The organism is Nocardiopsis kunsanensis DSM 44524, from assembly GCF_000340965.1.
GTDB lineage: Bacteria > Actinomycetota > Actinomycetes > Streptosporangiales > Streptosporangiaceae > Nocardiopsis > Nocardiopsis kunsanensis.
The window spans coordinates 74,627-96,026 of sequence record NZ_ANAY01000009.1; the positions used below are offsets into that span (position 1 = coordinate 74,627).

Here is a 21,400-nt window from a genome sequence, read left to right on the forward strand (position 1 = left end):
AAGGCACCCGGTACGCCCTCAGCGCGGCAGGAGCCCTGTCTCGTGGGCCGCGAACGCGTGTGCGTCCGCGGCGAGGGCGACCGCCCGGCTCACCGCGCGCGGCCCGTGGCCCACGTCGCGTTCGTAGCGCAGCAGGGCCGGCGGACGGTCGAGGCCGCTCCCGGCGCCCAACAGGGCCGCGCACATTTTGCGCGGGTGGGCGGCGTCGGTGCGGGTGTCACCGTCGAAACCGGTCAGCAGTACCCGTGGCAGGGCCGTGGACGAGTGGGACCGCCCCCGGGCCAGCGCCCGGTGGTAGGGGGAGTAGGACAGCAGCGCCGTGAGATCCTCCGGATCGGTCACGGTGCCGAACTCGCGGGTCCACATCCGCCCCAGCCCCAGGCGCTCGAACCGGACCATGTCGGCCAGCGGTGCGGAGGCGATCACCGACCCGCACACCCGGGGCCGCGACATCGCCGCCGCCAGGACCAACAGCCCTCCGGCCGACCCACCCGACAAGCACAACTGGGAGCGGGTGCACAACCCCTGCTCCACCAGGGTCCCGGCCGCCGCCACCAGGTCCTCCACCGCGCGGGGTTTGTTGCGCCGGGCCCCGCGCAGGTGCCAGGACCGGCCCGCGTCGCCGCCTCCGCGCACGTGCGCCACGGCGTAGCGCCCGCCCGAGAGCAACCACGCCAGGACCGTGGCGCTGAACCCGAACTGGCGCGGGCGGCCGAAACCGCCGTAGGCGTGCAGGATCGTGGGACCGGGGGCGGTGCCGGCCCGCGGCGGGTCGAAGACGGTGACGGGGACCTCGGTGCCGTCCGCGGAACGGCACCACACCACCGAGCGCCGTACCTCGGGGACGGGCGCACCGGTGTCGGTGTGCGGGGGCCAGACACGCGGCTCCCGGGCGCCCGGAGCCAGCTCCAGCACCCGTTGCTGTACGGCCACGTCGGCATATCCCAGGAACACGGTGCCGTCCGGCGCGGTCTCGGGCGCGGTGACCATGCCCTCGCCCGGGAGCGCGAGCGTGCGCAGGGGGCGGCCCGTGGCCGTGTCGTGCACCCGTGCCTCGCTGATACCCAGGCGGGTGCGCACCACCAGGAGCGCGGGCCCGGGGCAGGTGGCGAAGGCGTCCAGGGTGGCCCCCGGGTCCTCGGGGACCACCTCGCGCCAGTGCTCCACCCCGGGCTCGTCGGGGTCGGCCGCGCACACCCGGCGCAGGGGCGCACCCAGAGTGGTGCGCAGGTACAGCAGCCCGTCCGGGCCCAGCCGGGCCTCGGTCTCGGCCTCCACCCCGACCTGGACAGGATGCAGCCGGGGGTGTTCGGGGCGGGCACCGTGCAGGTCGGCGATCCACAGGTCGGTGCGGTGCCCGGTGCCGTGGCTCTCGGTCACCAGCAGGCGGCGCCCGCCCAGGACCCGCACCCCGGGGACGGTCCCGGGGGCGGTGCACGCGTGCACGAGGGTCTCGGTGCCGCATGCGACGCGGCGCAGCCACACACCGCGGGTGCCGTGCTGGTCGTCACGGCGGACGTAGTAGAAGGCGGGGGAGCTCTCCCGGTCGGGGAGCCACGCCACGTGGGAGTACCGCAGACCGCGCACCGAAGGGCCGACCTGGGCGCCGGTCCGTGCACACAGCACACGCAGTTCCCCGCGCTCCACCCCGCCCGAGGAGGTCTGCACGGCGATGAGGCGGCCCGTGGGGTCGGGCTCCCAGGAATCCAGGGTGGTGCGGCCGGAAGGGTCCTGCTCCACCGGGTCGAAGACCACCTGGAGGCCGCCGGTCGCGTCGGGGGCCATGGCGACCACACGCGGGTGCTCGTCGCCGGCACGGCGGACGGTGGTGAAGAGCCGCCCGGGCCGGTGGCGCGGGGCCGACCACAGGTCGGTGCGCACCAGGTCCTGGATACGTTCGCTCAGCCCCCGGCGCAACGGCCAGTGCTCGGCCTCGCGGTCGAACTCGCGGTCCCGTTCGGCCAGCCAGTGCCGGGTGGCCGTGGTACCGGCCGACTCCAACCACCGGTAGGGGTCGGTGACCTGCCGACCGTGAAGGATGTCGACGGCCGACTCCCGGTCGGGGGAGAGGGCTGCTCCGTGGGCTCCTCTGGTAGGCACCTTCACATGTTTGAGGGGCCTGGAGCCGGGGGTCAATGCACAGGTTCCTCACCCGTGGGTACCCGATTGTCACGCACGGGAAAGGTTTACCCGGTGGAGCTGCTGGCGGGAGGGTCCGATGGGGACCGTGCCAGGGGCACGGCCTGCCGCACGAGCCCCGGGCCGGGGCCGGAAGAACGCACGTTCGTGCGTGTGCTCTTCCGGTGCGGGGCCGTGGCCGCGCCGCGCGGCCACGGCCGAGGAACTCAGTGCTTGCCGTGGCCGATGGCCAGGCCGCTCTCCTGGTCGAAGAAGTGCAGCTGGCTCACGTCCACCGACAGACGCATCGACGCGCCGGGGGTGACCTTGCTGCGCGGGCTCACCCGTGCGGTGAACTGCGAGTTGTCCGAACCCAGCGGCAGGGCGCCCTCATCGTTGCCCTCGTCGCCGGAGGCGTCCTGGGCCAGGGCGGTGGCGTCCTCGTGGCTCACCGGGGGAGCGTCCACACCGAAGATGACGTTGATCTCGGTGCCCAACTCCTCGGTGATCTTCGCGGTGACGTCGATGCGGGGTTCGTCGCTGTTGCTGAACTCGGCGTCGTTGAAGTCCGAGGGGCGGATCCCCAGGATCACCGAGCTGCCGATGTAGTCGCGCAGCCCGGGACGGGAGTCGAGGAGTTCCGCGGAGACCGGCAGGGAGTGCTCGGCGAACTTCAGGAGCGCGCCCTCGCCCTCGCCCTCGCCCTCCAACCGTGCGTCCACGAAGTTCATTGCCGGGGAGCCGATGAACCCGGCCACGAACAGGTTGACCGGCGCGTCGAACAGGCGCTTGGGGGTGTCGACCTGCTGCAGGCGCCCGTCGCGCAGCACGGCGACCCGGTCGCCCAGGGTCATCGCCTCGACCTGGTCGTGGGTGACGTAGACGGTGGTCACACCCAGGCGCTCGTGCAGCTGGTTGAGGGAGGCGCGCATCTGCACACGCAGCTTCGCGTCCAGGTTGGACAGCGGCTCGTCCATGAGGAAGGCGCGCGGCTCGCGCACGATGGCCCGGCCCATCGCCACCCGCTGGCGCTGACCACCGGAGAGAGCACCCGGCTTGCGCTTGAGGTAGGGGTCCAGACCCAGCATCGAGGAGGCCTCCTCGACCCGGCGCGCGATCTCCGACTTGGCGACCTTGCGCAGCTTCAGGCCGAAGGCGAGGTTCTGCTCCACCGTCATGTGCGGGTAGAGCGCGTAGTTCTGGAAGACCATCGCGATGTCGCGGTCCTTGGGGGGACGGTCGTTGACGACCTCGTCACCGATCGCCATCGTGCCCGCGGTGATCTCCTCCAGACCCGCGATCATCCGCAGCGCGGTGGACTTGCCACAGCCCGAGGGGCCCACCAGGACCATGAACTCGCCGTCCTCGATGCGCAGGTTGAGGTCGTCGACGGCCTTGACATCGCCTCCGTAGACCTTGTCGACGCCGTCCAGGACGATCTCTGCCATGGGTTCGCTCCTGTTCTCCGCGGTGGGACGGTGGAGCGGACCCTCGTGGCTGATCAGGAAGCTCCGCCCACCGCTTTTGAAGTTGATCGAAAAGACGGTAACTACTGATCACATCAGACACGATCATGATCGAAATGTCTATAGCAGAGGCAAGGCCGATCTGCCGAACCCCAGGTCACCAACTGGCGTGCATACGGCAGGTGCGTTAGCCTGTCCGACGGTTCGCCCCGTTTCTCCCCACCGTCCGCTCAACAGCGCGCGGCCACGACACGGCTTCGCGAGTTGAGCCACCGGGTCGGGGAGTCTGGGTAACCTGACGACCAGTCCAGCACTGGACGGACCGGTTCTGCGGCCCCTGCTCGTCCGATCGGATGCTGCACCACGCGCCAGGTGCAGTTGGGACCGGGTGAGGGGCGGTGTACCGCGACCGGGCGGGGGGTTGGACCCGGAAAAGGCCCGAACATCCAGTAGACAACGGTTTTCCGAGCTCGCCGCCGACGGGACGGAGCCGGTCCGAAGGGTGGCTCGGGCCTTTTCCGCGTCCCCCCCATATGCTGGTCGGCGAACCCATCTCCGCCGGCCGAAAGCGAGCGCGCCACGTGGTCGCCGAACAGACCGGGTCCGACAGCGACCGCGAGACCGAACGCGCAGCCGGGCCCCCAAGACCCACCTCGGGCACCTTCTTCCCGCGCGGCCACCACTGGGGCCGCTACGACCTCCTGTGGCGTGTGGCCGCCGCCCTGGGGTCCGGCGCGAGCCAACTCCTGGCCCTGCCGCCGTACGGCCTGTGGTGGTTCGGGCCTCTCAGCGCCGCCCTGCTGTTCTTCGCCGTGGCAGGGGCGCGCCCGCGCCGCGCCGCCTGGCTGGGCGTCCTCGCCGGCGCCGCGCTCATGGTCCCGTTGGTGCGCTGGCAGGACATCTTCGGTGCCGACGTGTGGCTGGCCATCGCCGGAGCCGAGACCGTCTACTTCGTGCCCATGGCCATCGGCCTGGCACTGGTCGGACGCCTGCCCGGGTGGCCCGCCTGGACCGCCGCCCTGTGGGTGGCGCAGGAGGCCGTCCGCGCGCGTTGGCCCCTGGGCGGTTTCCCCTGGGGCAAACTCGCCTTCGCCCAACCTGACACCGCCTTCACCGGGTACGCGGCCCTGGGCTCCTCCGCGCTGGTCTCCTTCGCCGTCGCCCTGACCGGCGCACTCCTGCTGTGGACCCTCCTGCGCACCGTCGCCGCCCGCGGCCGCACCCGCCTGGTCGTCGGCGGAACCGGCCTGATCACCACCGCCGCGATCGTGACCGGGGGAGTTCTGGCCCCCGCCGTCGGACGCCCCGCCGCCGACGAACAGGTCACCGTCGGCATGGTCCAGGGCGACGTCCCCAACGTCGGAGAGATGTCGGTGCTCGGCGAACGCATGCAGGTGCTGCAGAACCACGCCGCGGGGGTGCACCGGCTCGCAGACGAGGTCCGCGACGGCTCGGTGCCCCGGCCCGACATGGTGCTGCTGCCCGAGAACGCCAGCGACATCGACCCCTTCCGCGACCCCGCTGCGCGCGAGATCATCGACGGCGCCGCAGCCGACATCGGCGTGCCCCTGCTGTGGGGCCTCAGCCGCTTCAACGACGACGGCACCCGCTACGTGCAGAGTGTGGTCTGGGACCCCGAGGACGGGCCCGGCGAACACTACGACAAGCGCTACCTCGTGCCCTTCGGCGAGTACGTCCCCTACCGGGACTTCTTCACCCGGTTCATCGAGCGCCTCGGACAGGTCAGCTCCGACGCGCTGCCCGGCAGAGACCCCGGCGACCTCGACGTCGCCGGGACCACCCTGGCCGTGGGCATCTGCTTCGACGTGGCCTTCGACCGTCCCGTGCGCGAGGCCGTGGACGCCGGCGGACAGATCATCGTGGTCCCCACCAACAACGCCAACTACAACTTCACCGGCCAGTCCGACCAGCAGCTCGCCATCACCCAACTGCGCGCCGTCGAACACGGCCGCCCCGCCGTGGTCACCAGCACCAGCGGCATCAGCGCCGTCGTCGAACCCGACGGCACCGCCACCTACCGTTCGCCCGAAGCCGAACCCGACATCCACGTCGCCGAAGTCACCGCCATGGACGGCCCAACCGTCGCCACCCGCATCGGCGCCGGCCCCGAATGGGCCCTGACCGGCCTGGGACTGGCAGCCGTGGCCGGGGCCGTGGTGCTCACCCGCCGCCGCGACCGCGCCGCTGCCGCCGACCGGACCGGCCCCGTACCCGCGCCCCCACACGGGTAGGCCCCGGAACGAGGGAACCCTGAGCGGCTCGGGAGCGTTCTTCCCACAGGAGGTCCTCCCGGCCCCGCCGATGATTGGATGGATTCGCGATGCCGCTGTTGACAGTGCTGGCACTCATGGCACTGCCCTTCCTCGAAGTGTGGCTGATGATCGTGGTCGGCGGAACGATCGGTGTGCCGTGGACCCTGGCAGCCCTCGTGTCCCTGCTGATCCTGGGCGTGGCCGTGCTGCGCCGGGCCGGTACCAAGGCCTTCCGCGACGCCGACGAGGCCATGCGTACCGGACAACAACCCCGCGGCGGGATGCTGGAACCCCTCATGCTCATGGCCGGAGGCATTCTGCTGGCGGTCCCCGGTTTCCTCACCGCCGCCCTCGGACTCCTGCTCGTCCTGCCCTTCACCCGGCCGCTCCTGCGCTGGGTGTTCGTGGGCTGGGCCGAACGCCGCATGCGCAAGATGCAGGACCGCATGGAGGAACGTATGGCCGACCATGGCATGCGGGTACCCAACCAGGCCCCCGGCGGCCCCTTCGGCACCACGGCCGGCGCCGACCCGAAGGGGTCCCGCACCGGAGGCCCTGCCCAGGGCCCGGACCAGGAACCGCCCCGTTCCCGCGGACGCACCATCCAGGGCCACTTCGAACCGGTCGAGGACGACGACAAGAACTGACCGCCACTCTCCCGGGGAGGCGCGCCCCCGGGCCACGACGGGCCCGCCACGGAACCCAGGATTCCGTGGCGGGCCCGTTCGTGTGTGGGCCCAGGGCGCCTCAGACCCGCGCGGAGATGGCCTCGGCCTCCTGCCCGCTCTCCTGGTCCTGGCCCTCGTGCCGACTCGCCGCCCGCGCGCTCATCCGGTCGTCGACCACCCGCACCACCGTGATCGCGATGATCGCCACGCCCGCCACCGGCAGGGCGGTCAGGACCTCGGCCGGCCGGCTCACGTCCAGGGCGAAGAACCACTGGCCCAACGGGGTCACCAGGGCCAGGGTCAACAGACCCGCCATCGACCCCACCAGCAGCACCTTCCACCACACGTAGGGCTTGGCTACCAGCAGCAGGACCCACAGCGTCGTCGCGCACAGCGTGATGACCACGGCCGTGCGGTCGGAGTCGGTGGGTACGGCCTGCTGACCCAGCACCAACAGGTAGGTCGTCACCGCAGCCAGACCCGCGATCGCCCCCGACGGGATCGCCAACCGCAACGTGCGCGTGACGAACCCGGGCCGGGCCGGATCGGTGTTGGGCGCCAACGCCAGGAAGAACGACGGGATCCCGAACGTGACGGCGTTGATGAGCGTGGCGTGGCGGGGGAAGAGCGGGTACGACACCGCCAACAACCCCACCACGGTCGCCAGCACCATCGTGTAGACGGTCTTGGTCAGGAACAGACTCGCCACCCGCTCGATGTTGCCGATGACCCGGCGCCCCTCGGCCACCACCCGCGGCAGCACAGCGAAACGGTCGTCCAGCAGCACCAACTGCGACACCGACCGCGAGGCCGGACTGCCCGACCCCATAGCCACACCGATGTCGGACTCCTTGAGCGCCAGCACGTCGTTGACACCGTCACCGGTCATCGCCACCGTGCGCCCCCGGCCGCGGAGCCCGGCCACCATCTCGCGCTTGCGTTCGGGCGTGACCCGGCCGAAGGCGGAGCCCCGCTCCACCCGCCGGGCGAGCTCGTCGGGCGCCTCGGGCAGCTCACGGGCGTCCACCGGGTCCTCGGCCCCGGCCAGCTCCACCTCGCGCCCGACTGCGCCGACAGAGGCCGCGTGGTCGCCCGAGACGATCTTGACGTCCACGCCCTGCTGGGAGAAGTAGTCCAGCGTCGGGGACGCGTCCCGGCGCACCTTCTGGTCCAGCACCACCAACGCCACCGGACGCACCGGACCGGGCGCCTCGTCGTCGTCCACAGGTACCCCGGCCCGCGCCAGCAGCAGCACGCGCAACCCCTGCACACCCAGACGGGCCGCTTCCCGCGCCGCGGGGCCGCCGGGGTCGGCGAGCACGTCGGTGGCGCCCAGCACCCAGTGGCGCTCGCCCTCGGGGGTCCGCACGCTCGCCCCGCTCCACTTGCGTGCGGAGGAGAACGGCGCCACCGCCGTGACCGACCAGTCCGGGGCCCGGTGCCCCGAAACGGCCGAGCCCTGCGCGATGGCGGCCATGCTCGCGTTGTGGTCCGGGTCGGCCGCAGCCAGCGCTGCCAGCACCGTCGAGGGCTCGTCGGCCGGTCCGCCTTCGTGCCCGCCCAGGTCACGGATCTCGGCCAGCTTCATGCCGACCTCGGTCAGCGTGCCCGTCTTGTCGGTGCACACCACGTCGACCCGCGCCAGACCCTCGATCGCCGGCAACTCCTGCACCAGGCACCTGTGTCTGCCCAGACGCACCACCCCGACCGCGAAGGCGATGCTCGTCAGCAGGACCAATCCCTCGGGGATCATCGACACCAGCGCCGCCACCATGCCGCGCAGAGCGTCCGCCAGCGGACCGCTCACCTGCCCGCCCGCCGAGGGGGCCTCCATGGACACGTGCCCGCCCATGAACAACTGGCTGTAGAGCAACAGCGCACCGATCGGGAACATGGCGTAGGTGATCCACCTCAGCATGCGGTCGATCCCTGAACGCAGCTCCGACCGGACCAGGGAGAACCGGCTCGCCTCCTCGGCCAGACGCGCCGCATAGGCGTGCCGGCCCACCTTGGTCGCACGGAACCGCCCGGTCCCGGCCACGACGAAACTGCCCGACATCACGGTCTCGCCGGGCTCCTTGACCACCGGGTCGGCCTCACCGGTCAACAGCGACTCGTCGATCTCCAGACCGCCCGACCAGGTCACGACGCCGTCGACGACGACCTGGTCGCCCACCCCCACATCCAGGACCTCGTCGAGCACGATGTCCTGGGTGGCCACCTCCACCGTGGCGCCCGCACGCACCACTCGCGGCCGTGCGGCGTTGACGATGGCTAGCTCGTCCAGAGTCCGCTTGGCCCGCAACTCCTGCACGATGCCGATCAGCGTGTTGAAGAGGACGACCATCGCGAACAGGCCGTCCTGCACGGGACCGATCACCGCGATGATGGTGAACAGCACCGCGATCATCGCGTTGATGCGGGTGAAAACGTTGCCGCGTACGATCTGGCCCACCGAGCGGCTGGCCCGCACAGGTACGTCGTTGGTCCGGCCGGAGGCGACACGGTCGGCCACCTCGGCCTCGCTCAGCCCTGGCTCGGGCGGCGGTCCGATCGATCCGGGAACCCGGGGCCCCCGGGCCGGATCGGCCACGGCGGGCAACGATCCGGATGTTCCCGTCCGCCCCCCGCTCGGGGCACTCTCGCCGCGGTCGTCATGTTCGGGCACGCGCACTCCCCCGTCGGGTACGAGATGAGGATGTCCGGGGCGGTGAGCACCACCAGTGGGGGGAACCGGACGGTTTCCGCCCCATGACGCCCGGATCACAAGGTGGAACACAAGGGTAGGGGACCGCCTCCGAAGCCTGAGCCAGGGACGGGGCTTCCCGGCGGAGCCGGCCCCCGCACGGGGGCGGACGCACGAGCTACAGGGACAGGCCCGGCGACCGGGTCGGCCGGAGCCGGCCCGGAGACCGCGCACCGTTGCGCGCGCAAGAGGGACCGGGAGGGCCGAGGGCGGCACCCCGGTCGTAGAGTGTGGCCATGTGCACCGTTGTCGTCGGTTTCGATCCCCAGGCGCACACACCCCTGGTGGTGGCCGCCCTCCGGGACGAGATCCGCTCGCGTCCCTGGGACCGCCCGGCCCGCCACTGGCCCGACAGGCCCGCCCTCGTCGGCGGACGCGACCGGCTCGCCGACGGCACCTGGCTGGCCGTGGACACCGCACGTTCACGCACGGCCGCCCTGCTCAACGGGTGGCCCTGGGACGGCAGCATGCCCTGGGAGGGTTCCTACCCGGCCAGCCGCGGCGACCTGCCGCTGCAGGCCCTCTCCCACCAGGGACGCACCCCGCTCCAAGGCCAGGACCTGACCCGCTACGCACCCTTCCACCTGATCGACGCCGACCCCTACCGCGCCACCCTGCACAGCTGGGACGGGCGCTGCCTGGACACCCGCTCCCTGCCCGTGGGCGTGAGCACCGTCGTCAACACCGGCCTCGACCCGGCCGACCCGCGCTCGGCGCGCCACACCCCCGAGTTCGCCGCCACACGCCCCGACCCCGAACACCTGGCCGCCCTCGAGGACCCGGAGAGCATCTGGGGTGCCTGGCCCTCGCTCATCGCCCGGGCCGCCCGCGAGCGTCCCCGCTCGGCCGGCACGGACGACAGCGGCGACCCCTCCGCCCTCATCGCCCACGCCGACCTGGGACAGGGCCAGGTCTGGGCCACCGGATCGGTCACCCTCGTGGCAGCCGACCGCGAGAGTCTCCGCTATGCCTTCACCTCCCGGCCGGCCGACCCCGCGGCCTGGGAGATGATCGATGTGCGAAGCCCCGCCGAGCACCGTTGAAAGCGGACCGAAGGCCTTGTGTAGGTGCGATGGGAGAGGGTGAGGTGAACGCGGAGGTGAGGACGTGCATCAGAACGCATGATCCCGCTTCGGCGGTGACCGACCCCGACCTGTGAGGAGAAGCCCGTGAGCGCCGAACCCGTCCGTGCCCAGCAGCCCGTAGCCGTCGCTTCCCCCGACCCCGCCGACCTGACCGGACGTTGGGTCTACCTGCGTGACATCGGCGCCGGGGTACTCACCGGCGCCGCCCGGACCCCCGCGGGCCGCTGGTACTGGAGCCTGCGCACCCCCGAGGGCGAGGTCGAAGGCACCGGGTTCCCGCACGCGGCCCCGCTGAGCCGACACGCCCTGCCGCGCACCCGGCGCGCCCGCCACCACCTGCGGGCCCTGCACGCGGACCTGTCCGAGTACGCTCCCGAGGCCGTCGCCGAACGCACACGTGTCGAACACGACCGGGACCTGCTCGACCTCGAACTGGCCGTCCAGCCCTGAACACCCCGCCACCGGGACGGTACGGCGCGCCGTCCCCGGTGGCGGAGGGCCACGCCCGGCCACCTGTGAGGGGACACGCACAAGGATCGCGTAAACCCTGTGAGCGAACGCCGCGTCCCAAGTGCGACGGAACCGCCGTCGACATGCGCGGCACACGCGCATCCTCACGTGTCACACCTGCAGGGGAAGACCATGGACGGCAGACACGGCGCACTCCTGGAGAGCGGGGCCTACTGGCTCCTCTACGTGGTCTCCGTCAGCGGCGCGCTCCTGCACTGGCGCGCGGACAACATGGTCCTGTCGCTCCTGTGCGGCTGCGTCGCCGTGGTCGGCGCCCTGCTCATCGCACGCGCCCACACCCGACTGATCGCCCACGGCTGAACCCCCGACAGGGCCCGGCCGGAGGCGGCCCGACCCCACGGTCCGTAGGCTTATTCCCCGGTCCCTCTGGGGTGAACATCACCGGTCCGGCACGCTCGACCCATGGGGTACGCCGGGTGCGCGGGCGGATAGGATTTCGCACATGCGTTCATGGTCTGCGCCTGACATCGTCCCCCTGCCGGGTAACGGCGGTCCCCTCCGACTCCACGACACCGCGAGCGATCGTGTCGTGACCACGGAGCCCGGCCCCCGGGCGGGGATGTACGCCTGCGGCATCACCCCCTACGACGCCGCACACCTGGGTCACGCCTTCACCTATCTGGCCTTCGACCTGGTCAACCGGGTCTGGCGCGACGCCGGGCACGAGGTCGATTACGTGCAGAACACCACCGACATCGACGATCCCCTCCTGGAACGCGCGGCCGCCACGGGCGAGGACTGGCGCGAGCTCGCCCACCGGGAGATCGACGTCTTCCGCGCAGACATGGCCGCTCTGCGTGTACTTCCGCCCTCCTCCTACGTGGGCGTGGTCGAGTCGGTCGACCTCATCAGCGACCTGGCCGCCCGCCTGCGCGACACCGGCTCCACCTACGACCTCGACGGCGACCTGTACTTCTCGGCCGCCGACGCCCCGAAGCTCGGCGAACTCAGCCACATGGACCGCACCGAGATGCTCGAGCTCTTCGGCGAGCGCGGCGGAGACCCGCAGCGCCCCGGGAAGAAGGACCCGCTCGACTGGCTGCTCTGGCGCGCCGAGCGCCCCGGAGAGCCCGCGTGGGAGAGCCCGCTGGGCCGCGGCCGCCCCGGCTGGCACATCGAGTGCAGCGCCATCGCACTGGACCGCCTCGGCCCTGCCTTCGACCTCAACGGCGGCGGCAGCGATCTCGTCTTCCCCCACCACGAGATGGGCGCCGCCGAGAGCCGGTGCGCCACGGGTGGCCCCAACGCCCACACCCACCTGCACGTGGGCATGGTCGGCCTCCACGGCGAGAAGATGTCCAAGTCCCAGGGCAACCTGGTCTTCGTCTCCGGGCTGCGCCAGGAGGGCGTGGACCCGGCCGTCATCCGCCTGGCCATGCTCGATCACCACTACCGCACCCCCTGGGACTGGACCGACGGCGAGATCACCCGCGCCACCGCCCGCGCGGACCGCTGGCGCTCGGCCCTGGACCTGGACAGCGGCCCCGAGGCCGAGACCGTCCTGGCCGCCGTGCGCTCGGCCCTGGCCGAGGACCTGGACTCCCCGGCCGCGCTCCGCGCCGTCGACACCTGGGCCGAGGCGGCCCTCACCCAGGGCGGCACCGACAGCGGTGCGCCCGGGCTGGTGCGTGCCACCGTCGACACCCTCCTGGGTGTGGACCTGGGCTGAACGAGCCCCGGGGGCAGAGGCAACTGCGGCCCGTTCGGGAGGAGATGTCCCGGACGGGCCGATTCTCGTGGCCGACTGCGGTCACGGATCGGTCCGTTGTCCTGAACTACGCGTCCGAACATGGTGGGATGGGCAGATGACCACCTCCACACAGCACAGCACCGCCGCAGCGCTCGTCTCGGACTTCCTCACCGGCGAGGCGCTCGGTGACCGGTCCGACCTCGCGCACTTCTTGAGAGAGCACCGCCTGGTCACCGAGGGCGCCATCCCGATCACGCTCGCCGACCTCGACGAGGCCGTCGTTCTCCGCGAGGGGCTGCGCGAGGTCCTGCGCGGACCCGACGGCGACGCCGAAGCCGTGGCCCGGGCCCAGAAGGTCCTGGACGGCTTGCGGGTGACCGTCCGGGTGATGCCCGAACCGGAGGCGGCCGGACACCTCGCCCCCGCCGTGGTCGACGAGGTCCGGCGCGGTCTGGCGCGCATCGCCGGGGCCTGGGCCACCGTCCTGGCCACGGGGGAGTGGCGCCACCTGCGGGACGGAGGAACCGTCCGGTAGACACCTTCCGCCGCACGGTGGAAGGCGCGGCGCCCAAGGCGTCCGAGGAGAAGAGCGAGGGGCCGACGAACGGCCCCGGGCCGAACCGGTGCCCGTGTTCTCGCGGGCGCCGGTAGCCGGGGTCCGGAGGGGCCCCGGCAACGGCACGTCAAGCTCTGAAGCTACCCAGGAAATCCTCCCAGCGCCGAGTGATGTCCTCGAGGCCGTAACGTGCCGAGGAGGCCAGCGCGTTCTCCCCCAACCGCTCGCGTTCCTGGCCGTTCTCCACCAGGGACAACAGGGCCTTGCCGAGGGAGTCGACGTCCTGGGCGGGCACCAGCAGGCCGTCGTGGCCGTCTTCGATGATCTCCCGGGGCCCGTGCGGACAGTCGAAACTGACCACGGGCACACCCACGGAGAAGGCCTCCACGATGGTCATGCCGAACCCCTCCACACGAGAGCTGATGGCCAGCACCGAGGCCTCCGACAGTGCGCCGAGCACGTCCTTGGTCTGGCCCATCAGCTCGACGCTGTCCTCCAGACCCAGTTCGGCCGCGGTCCGGCGGATCTTCTTCTCGTGGTCGCCGGAACCGTAGATGCGCAGCCGCCACTGCGGGTGCTTCTCGGCCACGTGGCTGAAGGCCTGCAGAAGCTTCGGGTACTGCTTGACGGGCGACAGGCGTCCTGCCGCGGCGATGACCGGTGCACTCAGCGTCGAACGCGGCCGCTGCTCGGAGTCCAGCGGGTTGGGCATGACCACCAGCCGCTTCTCCGGGACCCTGGTGCGCTCGGCGTAGGCCTGCCGATCGGTCTCGGTGAGAACACTCACCCCGTCCAGGCGCGGGTACAGGCGGGCGATCGCCTCGACCACCTCCGGCTTGTGCTCGTTCAGGTTCAGGTGTTCCTGCCCGACCGTGCGCAGGCGAGCGGGAGCCCAGGAGGCGATGAGCAGATTGATTCCGGGCCGGGTGCCCATGACCACGTCGGCGTCGGTGGTGCGCAGATAACGGCGCAGCGCCGCCACGGCCTCGGGGGAGTAGTTCTGGTTACGTGTGCGCTCGGCCTCGGGAATGATCTGCTCGGCCTTGCGCGACCACCAGAAACGCGCCGGCCCGCCCGGACCGTCCGATGCCTCGGCCTCCGCGCGGCTGTCGCTCAGCGGGACGAGCCGGACCCCTTCGGGAAGCCGGAAGAAGGGGTTCTTGCGTTTACGTGAGAGGCTGACGATCTCCACGTCGTGGGAGCGGGCCAACCCTTCCGCGAGATTGTAAACGGTGCGAACGGTACCGCCCATGGTGTATCCGTTCGCGATGACGAAGGCGATCTTCACGCCGGCCCCCGGTCTCGCCCCTCGCGGTGGGGCGGGTCATCAGTCCTGGCTCCCGAGGCCGGTCCATACGGAGCGGGGAGCGCGTCCGACGTGATCCCCGTCCACACGTCGGGTCAGCGCTGATGGGCCGTGTCCTCGGTCCGCGAGCTCGGTCTCGAGGCTATCTAGGGCAGATAAAGTGCGCATAATGGTCCGGCCCGGACATGGCTCACACTCGGGCAGCCCGGCCCTGAGCCCGTCTCAGCTCTCGCCCCGTCGGCGCAGGTAACGCTCGAATTCCTGTGCGATCGCGTCCCCGGACGCCTCCGGGAGGTCGGCGGTGTCCTTGGCCTCCTCCAGCCCGCGCACGTATGCCGAGATCTCCTCGTCCTCCGCGGTGAGCTCGTCGACGTTGGCCTCCCAGGAGACCGCCTCCTCGGGCAGCTCTCCCAGGGGGATCTGCACCCCGGAGAAGTCCTCCACCCACGCCAGCAGCGCCAGGGCCGCCTTCGGGCACGGCGGCTGGGCCACGTAGTGGGGGACGGCCGCCCACAGCGAGACCGTCTCCAGTCCCGCCTGAGCGAAGGCCTGGTGCACCACACCCAGGATCCCCGTGGGGCCCGAGTAGGTGGCCGGGTCCAGCCCGTGTGCGGTGCCCAGCCCCACCGGTGCGGCCATCCCGGTGACGGGGACGGGCCTGGTGTGCGGGGAGTCCGCCAGGAGCGAACCCAGCATCACCACGCGCGTCACACCCAGCTCACGGGCGATCGCCAACAGGTCCGCGGCGTAGGAGCGCCACCGCACGTTCGGTTCGGGGCCGTCGACCAGGACCACGTCCCGCCCCGCTCCGGCCGGTGAGGCCAGCCGCACCCGTGTGGTGGGCCACTCGATCTCCTCGACGGCCCCGTCCACGACCGACAGCTGTGGCCGTGCCACCTGGAAGTCGTAGTAGTCGTCAGGGGCCATGGCACACAGTTGGCGTGCTTCCCACTGGTTGGACAAGTGCTCCACGGCCAGGCTCGCGGCCTCGCCGGCGTCGTTCCATCCCTCGAACGCCACCACCATGACAGGCTCGACAAGCTCACGGACGAGCTTGATCATCGTGGCCCCTTTCCTGCGCGCGGACCAGTCCACCCTATGGGTTGGCGCGCGTCCCGGGAAACCGTTCCACGCACACGGTGCGAAGGCCGCATCCCGCGCAGTGTGGGAGACCCGTTCCAGATGCCGAAACACCCGATGGAGTACGCTCCTGGCGGCGAGCGAAACGGACATACCTTGATCTTTCGCCGCAGACCGACGTCGACCCGCACCATGCGCCACAGATCGGCCCGACGCCGCGCATCCGGGGGCCGCTCTGGGGTGCTGTGGTGCCAGGGAGCTAGAGTTGCCGAATATGAGAGATCGCCTGACTTTCCGTGAAGTCCTGAACGAACGTGTCATCGTCGCGGACGGAGCGATGGGCACGATGCTTCAGGAGTACGATCTCGACCTCGACCAGTTCGAAGGTCACGAGGGTTGTAACGACATCCTCAACCTCACCCGTCCCGACATCGTCCGGGAGACCCACGCCGCCTTTCTTGCCGTGGGTACGGACTGCATCGGTACGAACACGTTCTCCGCGAACTACGGAGGACTGGTCGAGTACGGTATCGAGGACCGCAGCTACGAGATCGCTGAAGCCGGAGCCCGTATCGCCCGTGAGGTGGCGGACGACTACTCCACCCCTGAACACCCCCGCTACGTCCTGGGCTCCATGGGCCCGGGAACCCGCCTGCCCACCCTGGGGCACGTCTCCTACGCCCACCTGCGCGACTACTACGAACAGTCCGCACGAGGCCTGATCGAGGGCGGCTCCGACGCCATCCTGATCGAGACCAGCCAGGACCTGCTCCAGATCAAGGCCGCCGTGGTCGGCACCCAGCGCGCCAAGAAGAGCCTGGGCAAGGACGTGCCGATCATCGCCCAGGTCGCGATCGAGCAGAACGGCGCCATGCTCATGGGCTCGGAGATCGGCGCTGCGCTGACCTCCCTGGAGCCGCTGGGCATCGACATCATCGGGATCAACTGCTCCACCGGCCCGGCCGAGATGAGCGAGCACCTGCGCTACCTGTCGCAGCACGCCCGCGTGCCCATCTCCTGCATGCCCAACGCGGGCCTGCCCCAGCTGGGCCCCAACGGTGCCGAGTACACCCTCACTCCGGACGAACTGGCCGACGCCCACGACACCTTCACCGGTGAGTTCGGGCTGAGCCTGGTCGGTGGCTGCTGCGGTACCACCCCCGAGCACCTGCGCAAGGTGGTCGAGCGGGTGCAGGGCCGTGAGATCAAGGAACGCAACCCTCTGGCCGAGCCCGCGCTCTCGTCCCTGTACCAGAGCGTGCCCTTCCGCCAGGACGCCAGCTACCTGGCCGTGGGCGAGCGCACCAACGCCAACGGTTCCAAGAAGTTCCGCGAGGCGATGCTCGCCGAGGACTGGGACGCCTGCGTCGAGATCGCCCGTGACCAGATCAGCGACGGGGCCCACGTACTCGACCTCAACATCGACTACGTGGGTCGTGACGGCGCCGCCGACATGCGCGAGATCGCCTCGCGTTTCTCCACTTCCTCCACGCTGCCGATCATGCTCGACTCCACCGAGCCGGCGGTACTGCAGGCAGGTCTGGAATCGCTCGGCGGCCGCGCGGTCATCAACTCCGTCAACTACGAGGACGGCGTCGGACCCGACTCGCGTTTCTCCCGCATCATGAGTCTGGCCTCCGAGCACGGTGCCGCGTTGGTCGGCCTGTGCATCGACGAGGACGGCCAGGCCCGTACCGCGGACTGGAAGCTGAAGGTGGCCACCCGGCTCATCGAACAGCTCACCGGCGAGTGGGGCATGCGCACCGGTGACATCGTCATCGACTGCCTGACCTTCCCCATCACCACCGGACAGGAGGAGACCCGCCGCGACGGCATCGAGACCCTCGAGGCCATCCGCAGGCTCAAGGAACGCTTCCCCGAGGTGCAGACCACTCTGGGGCTCTCCAACCTGTCCTTCGGCATCAACCCGGCCGCCCGTATCGTCCTCAACTCGGTGTTCCTGCACGAGGCGGTCAAGGTCGGACTGGACTCGGCGATCGTGCACGCGTCCAAGATCCTGCCGATCAACCAGATCCCCGAGGACCAGGTCGAGACCGCCCTGGACATGATCTACGACCGCCGGACCGAGGACTACGACCCTCTCGGCAAGTTCATCGACATGTTCCAGGGTGTGGACGCCGCCGCCATGAAGGCCTCCCGCGCCGACCAGCTCGCCGAGCTGCCCCTGTGGGAACGCCTCGAGCAGCGCATCATCGACGGCGAGGCCGGCGGGATGGAAGACGACCTGCAGGCGGCCCTGGACGACAAGAGCGCCTTGGAGATCGTCAACGACCACCTGCTGGCCGGGATGAAGACGGTCGGTGAACTGTTCGGTTCCGGCCAGATGCAGTTGCCCTTCGTCCTCAAGTCCGCCGAGGTCATGAAGAGCGCCGTCGCCTACCTCGAGCCGCACATGGAGAAGAGCGACGACGACGGCAAGGGGCGCATCCTCCTGGCCACCGTCAAGGGCGACGTCCACGACATCGGCAAGAACCTCGTGGACATCATCCTGTCCAACAACGGCTACGACGTCGTCAACCTCGGCATCAAGCAGCCGGTCAACGCCATCCTGGAGAGCGCCGAGCAGGAGCGTGCCGACGTCATCGGCATGTCCGGCCTGCTGGTCAAGTCCACGGTGATCATGAAGGAGAACCTCGAGGAGATGAACTCCCGGGGCATCTCCGACAAGTACCCCGTCCTGCTGGGCGGGGCCGCTCTGACGCGCTCCTTCGTCGAGCAGGACCTGGCCGACATCTTCGACGGAGAGGTCCGCTACGCCAAGGACGCGTTCGAGGGTCTGAGCCTCATGGACGCCATGATGGCCGTCAAGCGCGGGGAGGAGGGCGCCAAGCTCCCCGAACTGCGCGGACGCAAGGTCAAGCGCGGCGCCACCCTGGAGGTCACCGCACCCGAGGACATGCCCGCGCGCAGTGACGTGGCCACCGACAACCCCGTGCCCGAGCCGCCGTTCTGGGGCTCGCGCATCAGCAAGGGCATCCCGCTGGCCGACTACACCTCGTTCCTCGACGAGCGTGCCGTCTTCATGGGCCAGTGGGGTCTCAAGGGCGCCCGCGGCGGCAACGGCCCCACCTACCAGGAGCTGGTGGAGACCGAGGGCCGTCCCCGCATGCGGAGCTGGCTGGACCGTATCCGCACCGACGGGCTCCTGGAAGCCGCGGTCGTGCACGGTTACTTCCCCTGCTACAGCGAGGGCGACGACCTGGTGATCCTGGAGGACGACGGGCGCACCGAGCGTGAGCGCTTCAGCTTCCCGCGCCAGCGCCGCGACCGCCACCTCTGCCTCTCCGACTTCTACCGGCCCAAGGAGTCCGGCGAGATCGACGTGGCAGCTTTCCAGGTCGTGACCGTGGGCTCGGGCATCAGCCAGGCCACCGCCGAGCTGTTCGAGAAGAACGCCTACCGCGACTACCTGGAGCTGCACGGGCTCTCGGTCCAGCTCACCGAGGCCCTGGCCGAGTACTGGCACACCCGGGTGCGCGCCGAGCTGGGTTTCGCGGGCGACGACCCGGCCGAGCTCGAAGCGTTCTTCAAGCTCGGTTACCGGGGTGCGCGCTTCTCCCTGGGTTACGGGGCCTGCCCCGAGCTGGAGGACCGCGCCAAGATCATGCGGCTGCTGGAGCCCGAGCGGGTCGGTGTGAAGCTCTCGGAGGAGTTCCAGCTCGTCCCCGAGCAGGCCACTGACGCGATCGTGATCCACCACCCGGAGGCGACCTACTTCAACGTCTGACCGGTCACGCGTCCGTAGCGGGGTCCCCGGAACGCCCGGGGACCCCGTTCGTGCGTGCGGCATTCCCGTGCGGGGCCGGCCGGGGCGTGGGCCAGGTCGCAGCACCTGTGTCCGTATCGTGGAAAGAACGTTCCAAGACACACGAGGGGAGACCGCGGTGCCCTCCGTCCCGGACCGGGAGGGCGGGAGCACCGCAGCGCCTATGAGTGAACAGAGCACCCTGAGTCCGCACCCCGCCGGGGCCGCACCCGAGCGCCGCCTGCAGGCCGTCCTACTGGACATGGACGGCACCCTCATCGAGAGCGAAGGGCTGTGGAACGAGGCCGAGGCGGACCTGGTCGCCGAACTGGGCGGCCGTTGGACCGATGAGGACCACCAGCGCAACGTCGGCAGCGCGGCCGTTCCGGTGGGCCGCTACATCATCGAGCTGACCGGCGCCCACCACCTCACCCCGCGCGAGGTGGCCACCATGCTCTACGCGCGTTTCCGCGCCAAGCTCGCCGGCGGGGCCGAGGCCCGCCCCGGCGCGGCCGAGCTGGTGCGTGTGCTCGCCGACTCCGAGGTCCCGGTGGTGTTGGTGACCTCCACCGAACGCGAGCTCATCGACGCGGCGCTGGCCCGCATCGGCCTGGACCTGTTCGACGACTCCGTGGCCGGCGACGAGGTCGGCGCGAACAAACCCCACCCCGAGCCGTACCTGACCGCCGCCCGGCGTCTGGGCGTGGACCCGTCCCGCTGTGTGGCCGTGGAGGACTCCGCGGTGGGTGTGGCCTCGGCGGCCGACGCCGGGTGCGTGACCGTGGCCGTGCCCCACCACGTAACGGTCCCGCCGCGCGAGGGCGTCGTCGTGCGGGAGAGCCTGGTCGGTGTGGACCTGGACTGGCTGGAGTCGCTGGTCGCCCCGGACTGACCGCCCGGAGCCGTTCCGTCCGGTGCCGGATGCGGGCCCTGGAGCAGAGCCGGACCCGGGGCGGTGGGTAACGTGGGAAGTACGCCCCGGACCCGAACCCGGCGCCGGTTCGGGGCAGGTCTCGGGGGACCCTCCGGGATCGGCCTGATGTGTACCCGTGCGCCGGATGGGAGACTGGCGTCATGAACTCGGATATGGCGACACTCGGTCTGGCCCTGGGAGCCGCACTCGCGCTGGTGGGCTTCGTCATCGCGTTCTTCCTCTGGCGCAGGAAGGGGGCGGCCTACGGCCTGAGGGCGCTGGCCTGGGCGTTGGTCCCGCTCGCCGCCGGGTTGCTGGGGATGATGCGCTCGGTGATCATGTTCGTCTCCAGTCTGTTCACCATCGTGGCCACGATGGTCTTCAACCCGGTCGTGTGGGCCGGTATCGCCTTGGCCGGCCTGGCAGTCCTGCTCTACTTCGTCTCCGGCTTCATGAAGGCCCGAGGTGTGGGCGTCAAGGCGGGCGCGGCCAAGAGCTCCTCCGGCAAGGGCACTCCCACCGAGGGCTCCTCCGGCAGGGGCGCCCGGGAGGCAGAGGCTTCCCCGCCTCCGTCGCAGGTCGGCGGCGGCCAGAGCGCCCCGCAGGGCTCGGAGGGCTCACGCACGGCCGGCGGGGGAGACGACATGGACTTCGGTGACATCGAGGACCTGTTGAAGAAGCGCGGCATCGAATGACCCCGTGAGGGACCGCGGCGGTGGTTTCCGCGAGAGCGGAAGCCGCCGTTTCTTGTGTTCGGGCGATGACTCCACGTCGCATAGCACTTGCCATAGCCCAGGGCTGGGGCGCTGACGTCAGGCCTGCTTGAGGAGTACCGTAAGTTGCGCCTGTTGCCGTCTTCGTGCAGCTTGGGGCAGGGTCGTCCGACCAATGCGAAGACTGTCTGCGTTTAGTAGCTTTCGTAACTTTTTTGTTTGTTTGTCACGATTTCGCTACATGGTCAGAATTTGGACGATTCGCGCGCTGAAGGCCAGTAAATTTGGCGCTGTGTAACAGCCAGGGCGGCGCGAACGCGGTCGTGTTCAGTTCCCTCCGTGGCCGGAACCCGGCCCGTCCCGCGAACGGCGCGCGGTGGTCAACCGCCTCCTGCGTCCGAGAAACGCCCACCCCAGCCAGTATCGAGAACCGGCCGACAGCCGTAAGGGCCTCTGACGGACCCTCCCGAGGTGCCCTTACGAGCATGT

15 protein-coding genes are annotated in these 21,400 nt (G+C 70.6%); 10 read left to right on the forward strand and 5 right to left on the reverse strand.

All coding sequences use genetic code 11. The features are described from left to right. Nucleotides 1-18 precede the first annotated feature (18 nt). Both D456_RS0107650 and D456_RS0107655 read right to left on the reverse strand, forming a co-directional pair. A complete protein-coding gene (locus D456_RS0107650; protein ID WP_026115659.1) occupies nucleotides 19-2,100 on the reverse strand; it encodes a prolyl oligopeptidase family serine peptidase in 2,082 nt (693 codons plus the stop codon). A 245-nt stretch (nucleotides 2,101-2,345) separates the two neighbouring features. Then, on the reverse strand, nucleotides 2,346-3,566 hold the full coding sequence (locus tag D456_RS0107655) for an ABC transporter ATP-binding protein (RefSeq protein WP_017575581.1): 1,221 nt from the start codon (nucleotides 3,564-3,566) through the stop codon (nucleotides 2,346-2,348). 599 nt (nucleotides 3,567-4,165) lie between these two features. On the opposite strand from D456_RS0107655, the gene lnt reads away from it, so the two are divergent. Both lnt and D456_RS0107665 read left to right on the forward strand, forming a co-directional pair. Then, nucleotides 4,166-5,836, forward strand: a complete 1,671-nt coding sequence (gene lnt, locus D456_RS0107660) for an apolipoprotein N-acyltransferase (RefSeq protein ID WP_051049422.1) — start codon at nucleotides 4,166-4,168, stop codon at nucleotides 5,834-5,836. Between the two features lie 89 nt (nucleotides 5,837-5,925). Beyond that, nucleotides 5,926-6,504 carry an FxsA family protein gene (locus D456_RS0107665; RefSeq protein ID WP_017575583.1) on the forward strand — a complete coding sequence of 193 codons (579 nt, stop codon included), beginning with the start codon at nucleotides 5,926-5,928 and terminating at the stop codon, nucleotides 6,502-6,504. A 100-nt stretch (nucleotides 6,505-6,604) separates the two neighbouring features. Here the strand turns inward: D456_RS0107665 and D456_RS0107670 are convergent, their stop codons facing one another. Beyond that, complete coding sequence (locus D456_RS0107670; protein WP_017575584.1) at nucleotides 6,605-9,127, reverse strand: HAD-IC family P-type ATPase; 2,523 nt, start codon at nucleotides 9,125-9,127, stop codon at nucleotides 6,605-6,607. 380 nt (nucleotides 9,128-9,507) lie between these two features. Here D456_RS0107670 and D456_RS0107675 point away from each other — a divergent pair, with 380 nt between their 5' ends. The 5 genes from D456_RS0107675 (at nucleotide 9,508) to D456_RS0107695 (ending at nucleotide 13,112) form a co-directional block, all read left to right on the forward strand. Then, entirely contained in the window at nucleotides 9,508-10,314 is an 807-nt protein-coding gene (locus tag D456_RS0107675; RefSeq protein WP_017575585.1) for an NRDE family protein, read from the forward strand. 126 nt (nucleotides 10,315-10,440) lie between these two features. Next, nucleotides 10,441-10,806, forward strand: coding sequence for a hypothetical protein (locus tag D456_RS0107680; RefSeq protein WP_017575586.1), 366 nt, complete (start codon nucleotides 10,441-10,443; stop codon nucleotides 10,804-10,806). 192 nt (nucleotides 10,807-10,998) lie between these two features. After that, a complete protein-coding gene (locus D456_RS0107685; protein ID WP_026115661.1) occupies nucleotides 10,999-11,187 on the forward strand; it encodes a hypothetical protein in 189 nt (62 codons plus the stop codon). 142 nt (nucleotides 11,188-11,329) lie between these two features. Then, nucleotides 11,330-12,556: a cysteine--1-D-myo-inosityl 2-amino-2-deoxy-alpha-D-glucopyranoside ligase gene (gene mshC / locus D456_RS0107690; RefSeq protein ID WP_083904536.1), complete on the forward strand. Its 1,227-nt coding sequence runs from the start codon at nucleotides 11,330-11,332 to the stop codon at nucleotides 12,554-12,556. Nucleotides 12,557-12,692: 136 nt separating this feature from the next. Beyond that, entirely contained in the window at nucleotides 12,693-13,112 is a 420-nt protein-coding gene (locus D456_RS0107695) for an ABATE domain-containing protein (protein ID WP_017575589.1), read from the forward strand. A 148-nt stretch (nucleotides 13,113-13,260) separates the two neighbouring features. Here the strand turns inward: D456_RS0107695 and D456_RS0107700 are convergent, their stop codons facing one another. Beyond that, the gene (locus tag D456_RS0107700; RefSeq protein WP_017575590.1) at nucleotides 13,261-14,421 is read right to left on the reverse strand and encodes a glycosyltransferase family 4 protein; all 1,161 of its coding nucleotides are present in this window, start codon (nucleotides 14,419-14,421) and stop codon (nucleotides 13,261-13,263) included. A 240-nt stretch (nucleotides 14,422-14,661) separates the two neighbouring features. Then, nucleotides 14,662-15,501, reverse strand: a complete 840-nt coding sequence (locus D456_RS0107705) for a PAC2 family protein (protein ID WP_017575591.1) — start codon at nucleotides 15,499-15,501, stop codon at nucleotides 14,662-14,664. Between the two features lie 292 nt (nucleotides 15,502-15,793). On the opposite strand from D456_RS0107705, the gene metH reads away from it, so the two are divergent. From metH to D456_RS0107720, 3 genes are all read left to right on the forward strand, one after another. After that, nucleotides 15,794-19,267: a methionine synthase gene (gene metH / locus D456_RS0107710; protein ID WP_017575592.1), complete on the forward strand. Its 3,474-nt coding sequence runs from the start codon at nucleotides 15,794-15,796 to the stop codon at nucleotides 19,265-19,267. A 202-nt stretch (nucleotides 19,268-19,469) separates the two neighbouring features. Continuing rightward, nucleotides 19,470-20,177 (forward strand): HAD family hydrolase, encoded by a 708-nt coding sequence (locus D456_RS0107715; protein WP_017575593.1) that lies wholly within the window; start codon nucleotides 19,470-19,472, stop codon nucleotides 20,175-20,177. Nucleotides 20,178-20,371: 194 nt separating this feature from the next. Then, a complete protein-coding gene (locus D456_RS0107720) occupies nucleotides 20,372-20,893 on the forward strand; it encodes a hypothetical protein (RefSeq protein WP_017575594.1) in 522 nt (173 codons plus the stop codon). Nucleotides 20,894-21,400 lie beyond the last annotated feature (507 nt).

Coding starts and splice junctions, on each gene's coding strand:
- metH (WP_017575592.1), top strand. CDS start 15,794: ATGAGAGATCGCCTGACTTTCCGTGAAGTCCTGAACGAACGTGTCATC.
- D456_RS0107720 (WP_017575594.1), top strand. CDS start 20,372: ATGGCGACACTCGGTCTGGCCCTGGGAGCCGCACTCGCGCTGGTGGGC.
- D456_RS0107685 (WP_026115661.1), top strand. CDS start 10,999: ATGGACGGCAGACACGGCGCACTCCTGGAGAGCGGGGCCTACTGGCTC.
- D456_RS0107705 (WP_017575591.1), bottom strand. CDS start 15,501: ATGATCAAGCTCGTCCGTGAGCTTGTCGAGCCTGTCATGGTGGTGGCG.
- D456_RS0107695 (WP_017575589.1), top strand. CDS start 12,693: ATGACCACCTCCACACAGCACAGCACCGCCGCAGCGCTCGTCTCGGAC.
- D456_RS0107665 (WP_017575583.1), top strand. CDS start 5,926: ATGCCGCTGTTGACAGTGCTGGCACTCATGGCACTGCCCTTCCTCGAA.
- D456_RS0107715 (WP_017575593.1), top strand. CDS start 19,470: ATGAGTGAACAGAGCACCCTGAGTCCGCACCCCGCCGGGGCCGCACCC.
- mshC (WP_083904536.1), top strand. CDS start 11,330: ATGCGTTCATGGTCTGCGCCTGACATCGTCCCCCTGCCGGGTAACGGC.
- D456_RS0107675 (WP_017575585.1), top strand. CDS start 9,508: ATGTGCACCGTTGTCGTCGGTTTCGATCCCCAGGCGCACACACCCCTG.
- D456_RS0107655 (WP_017575581.1), bottom strand. CDS start 3,566: ATGGCAGAGATCGTCCTGGACGGCGTCGACAAGGTCTACGGAGGCGAT.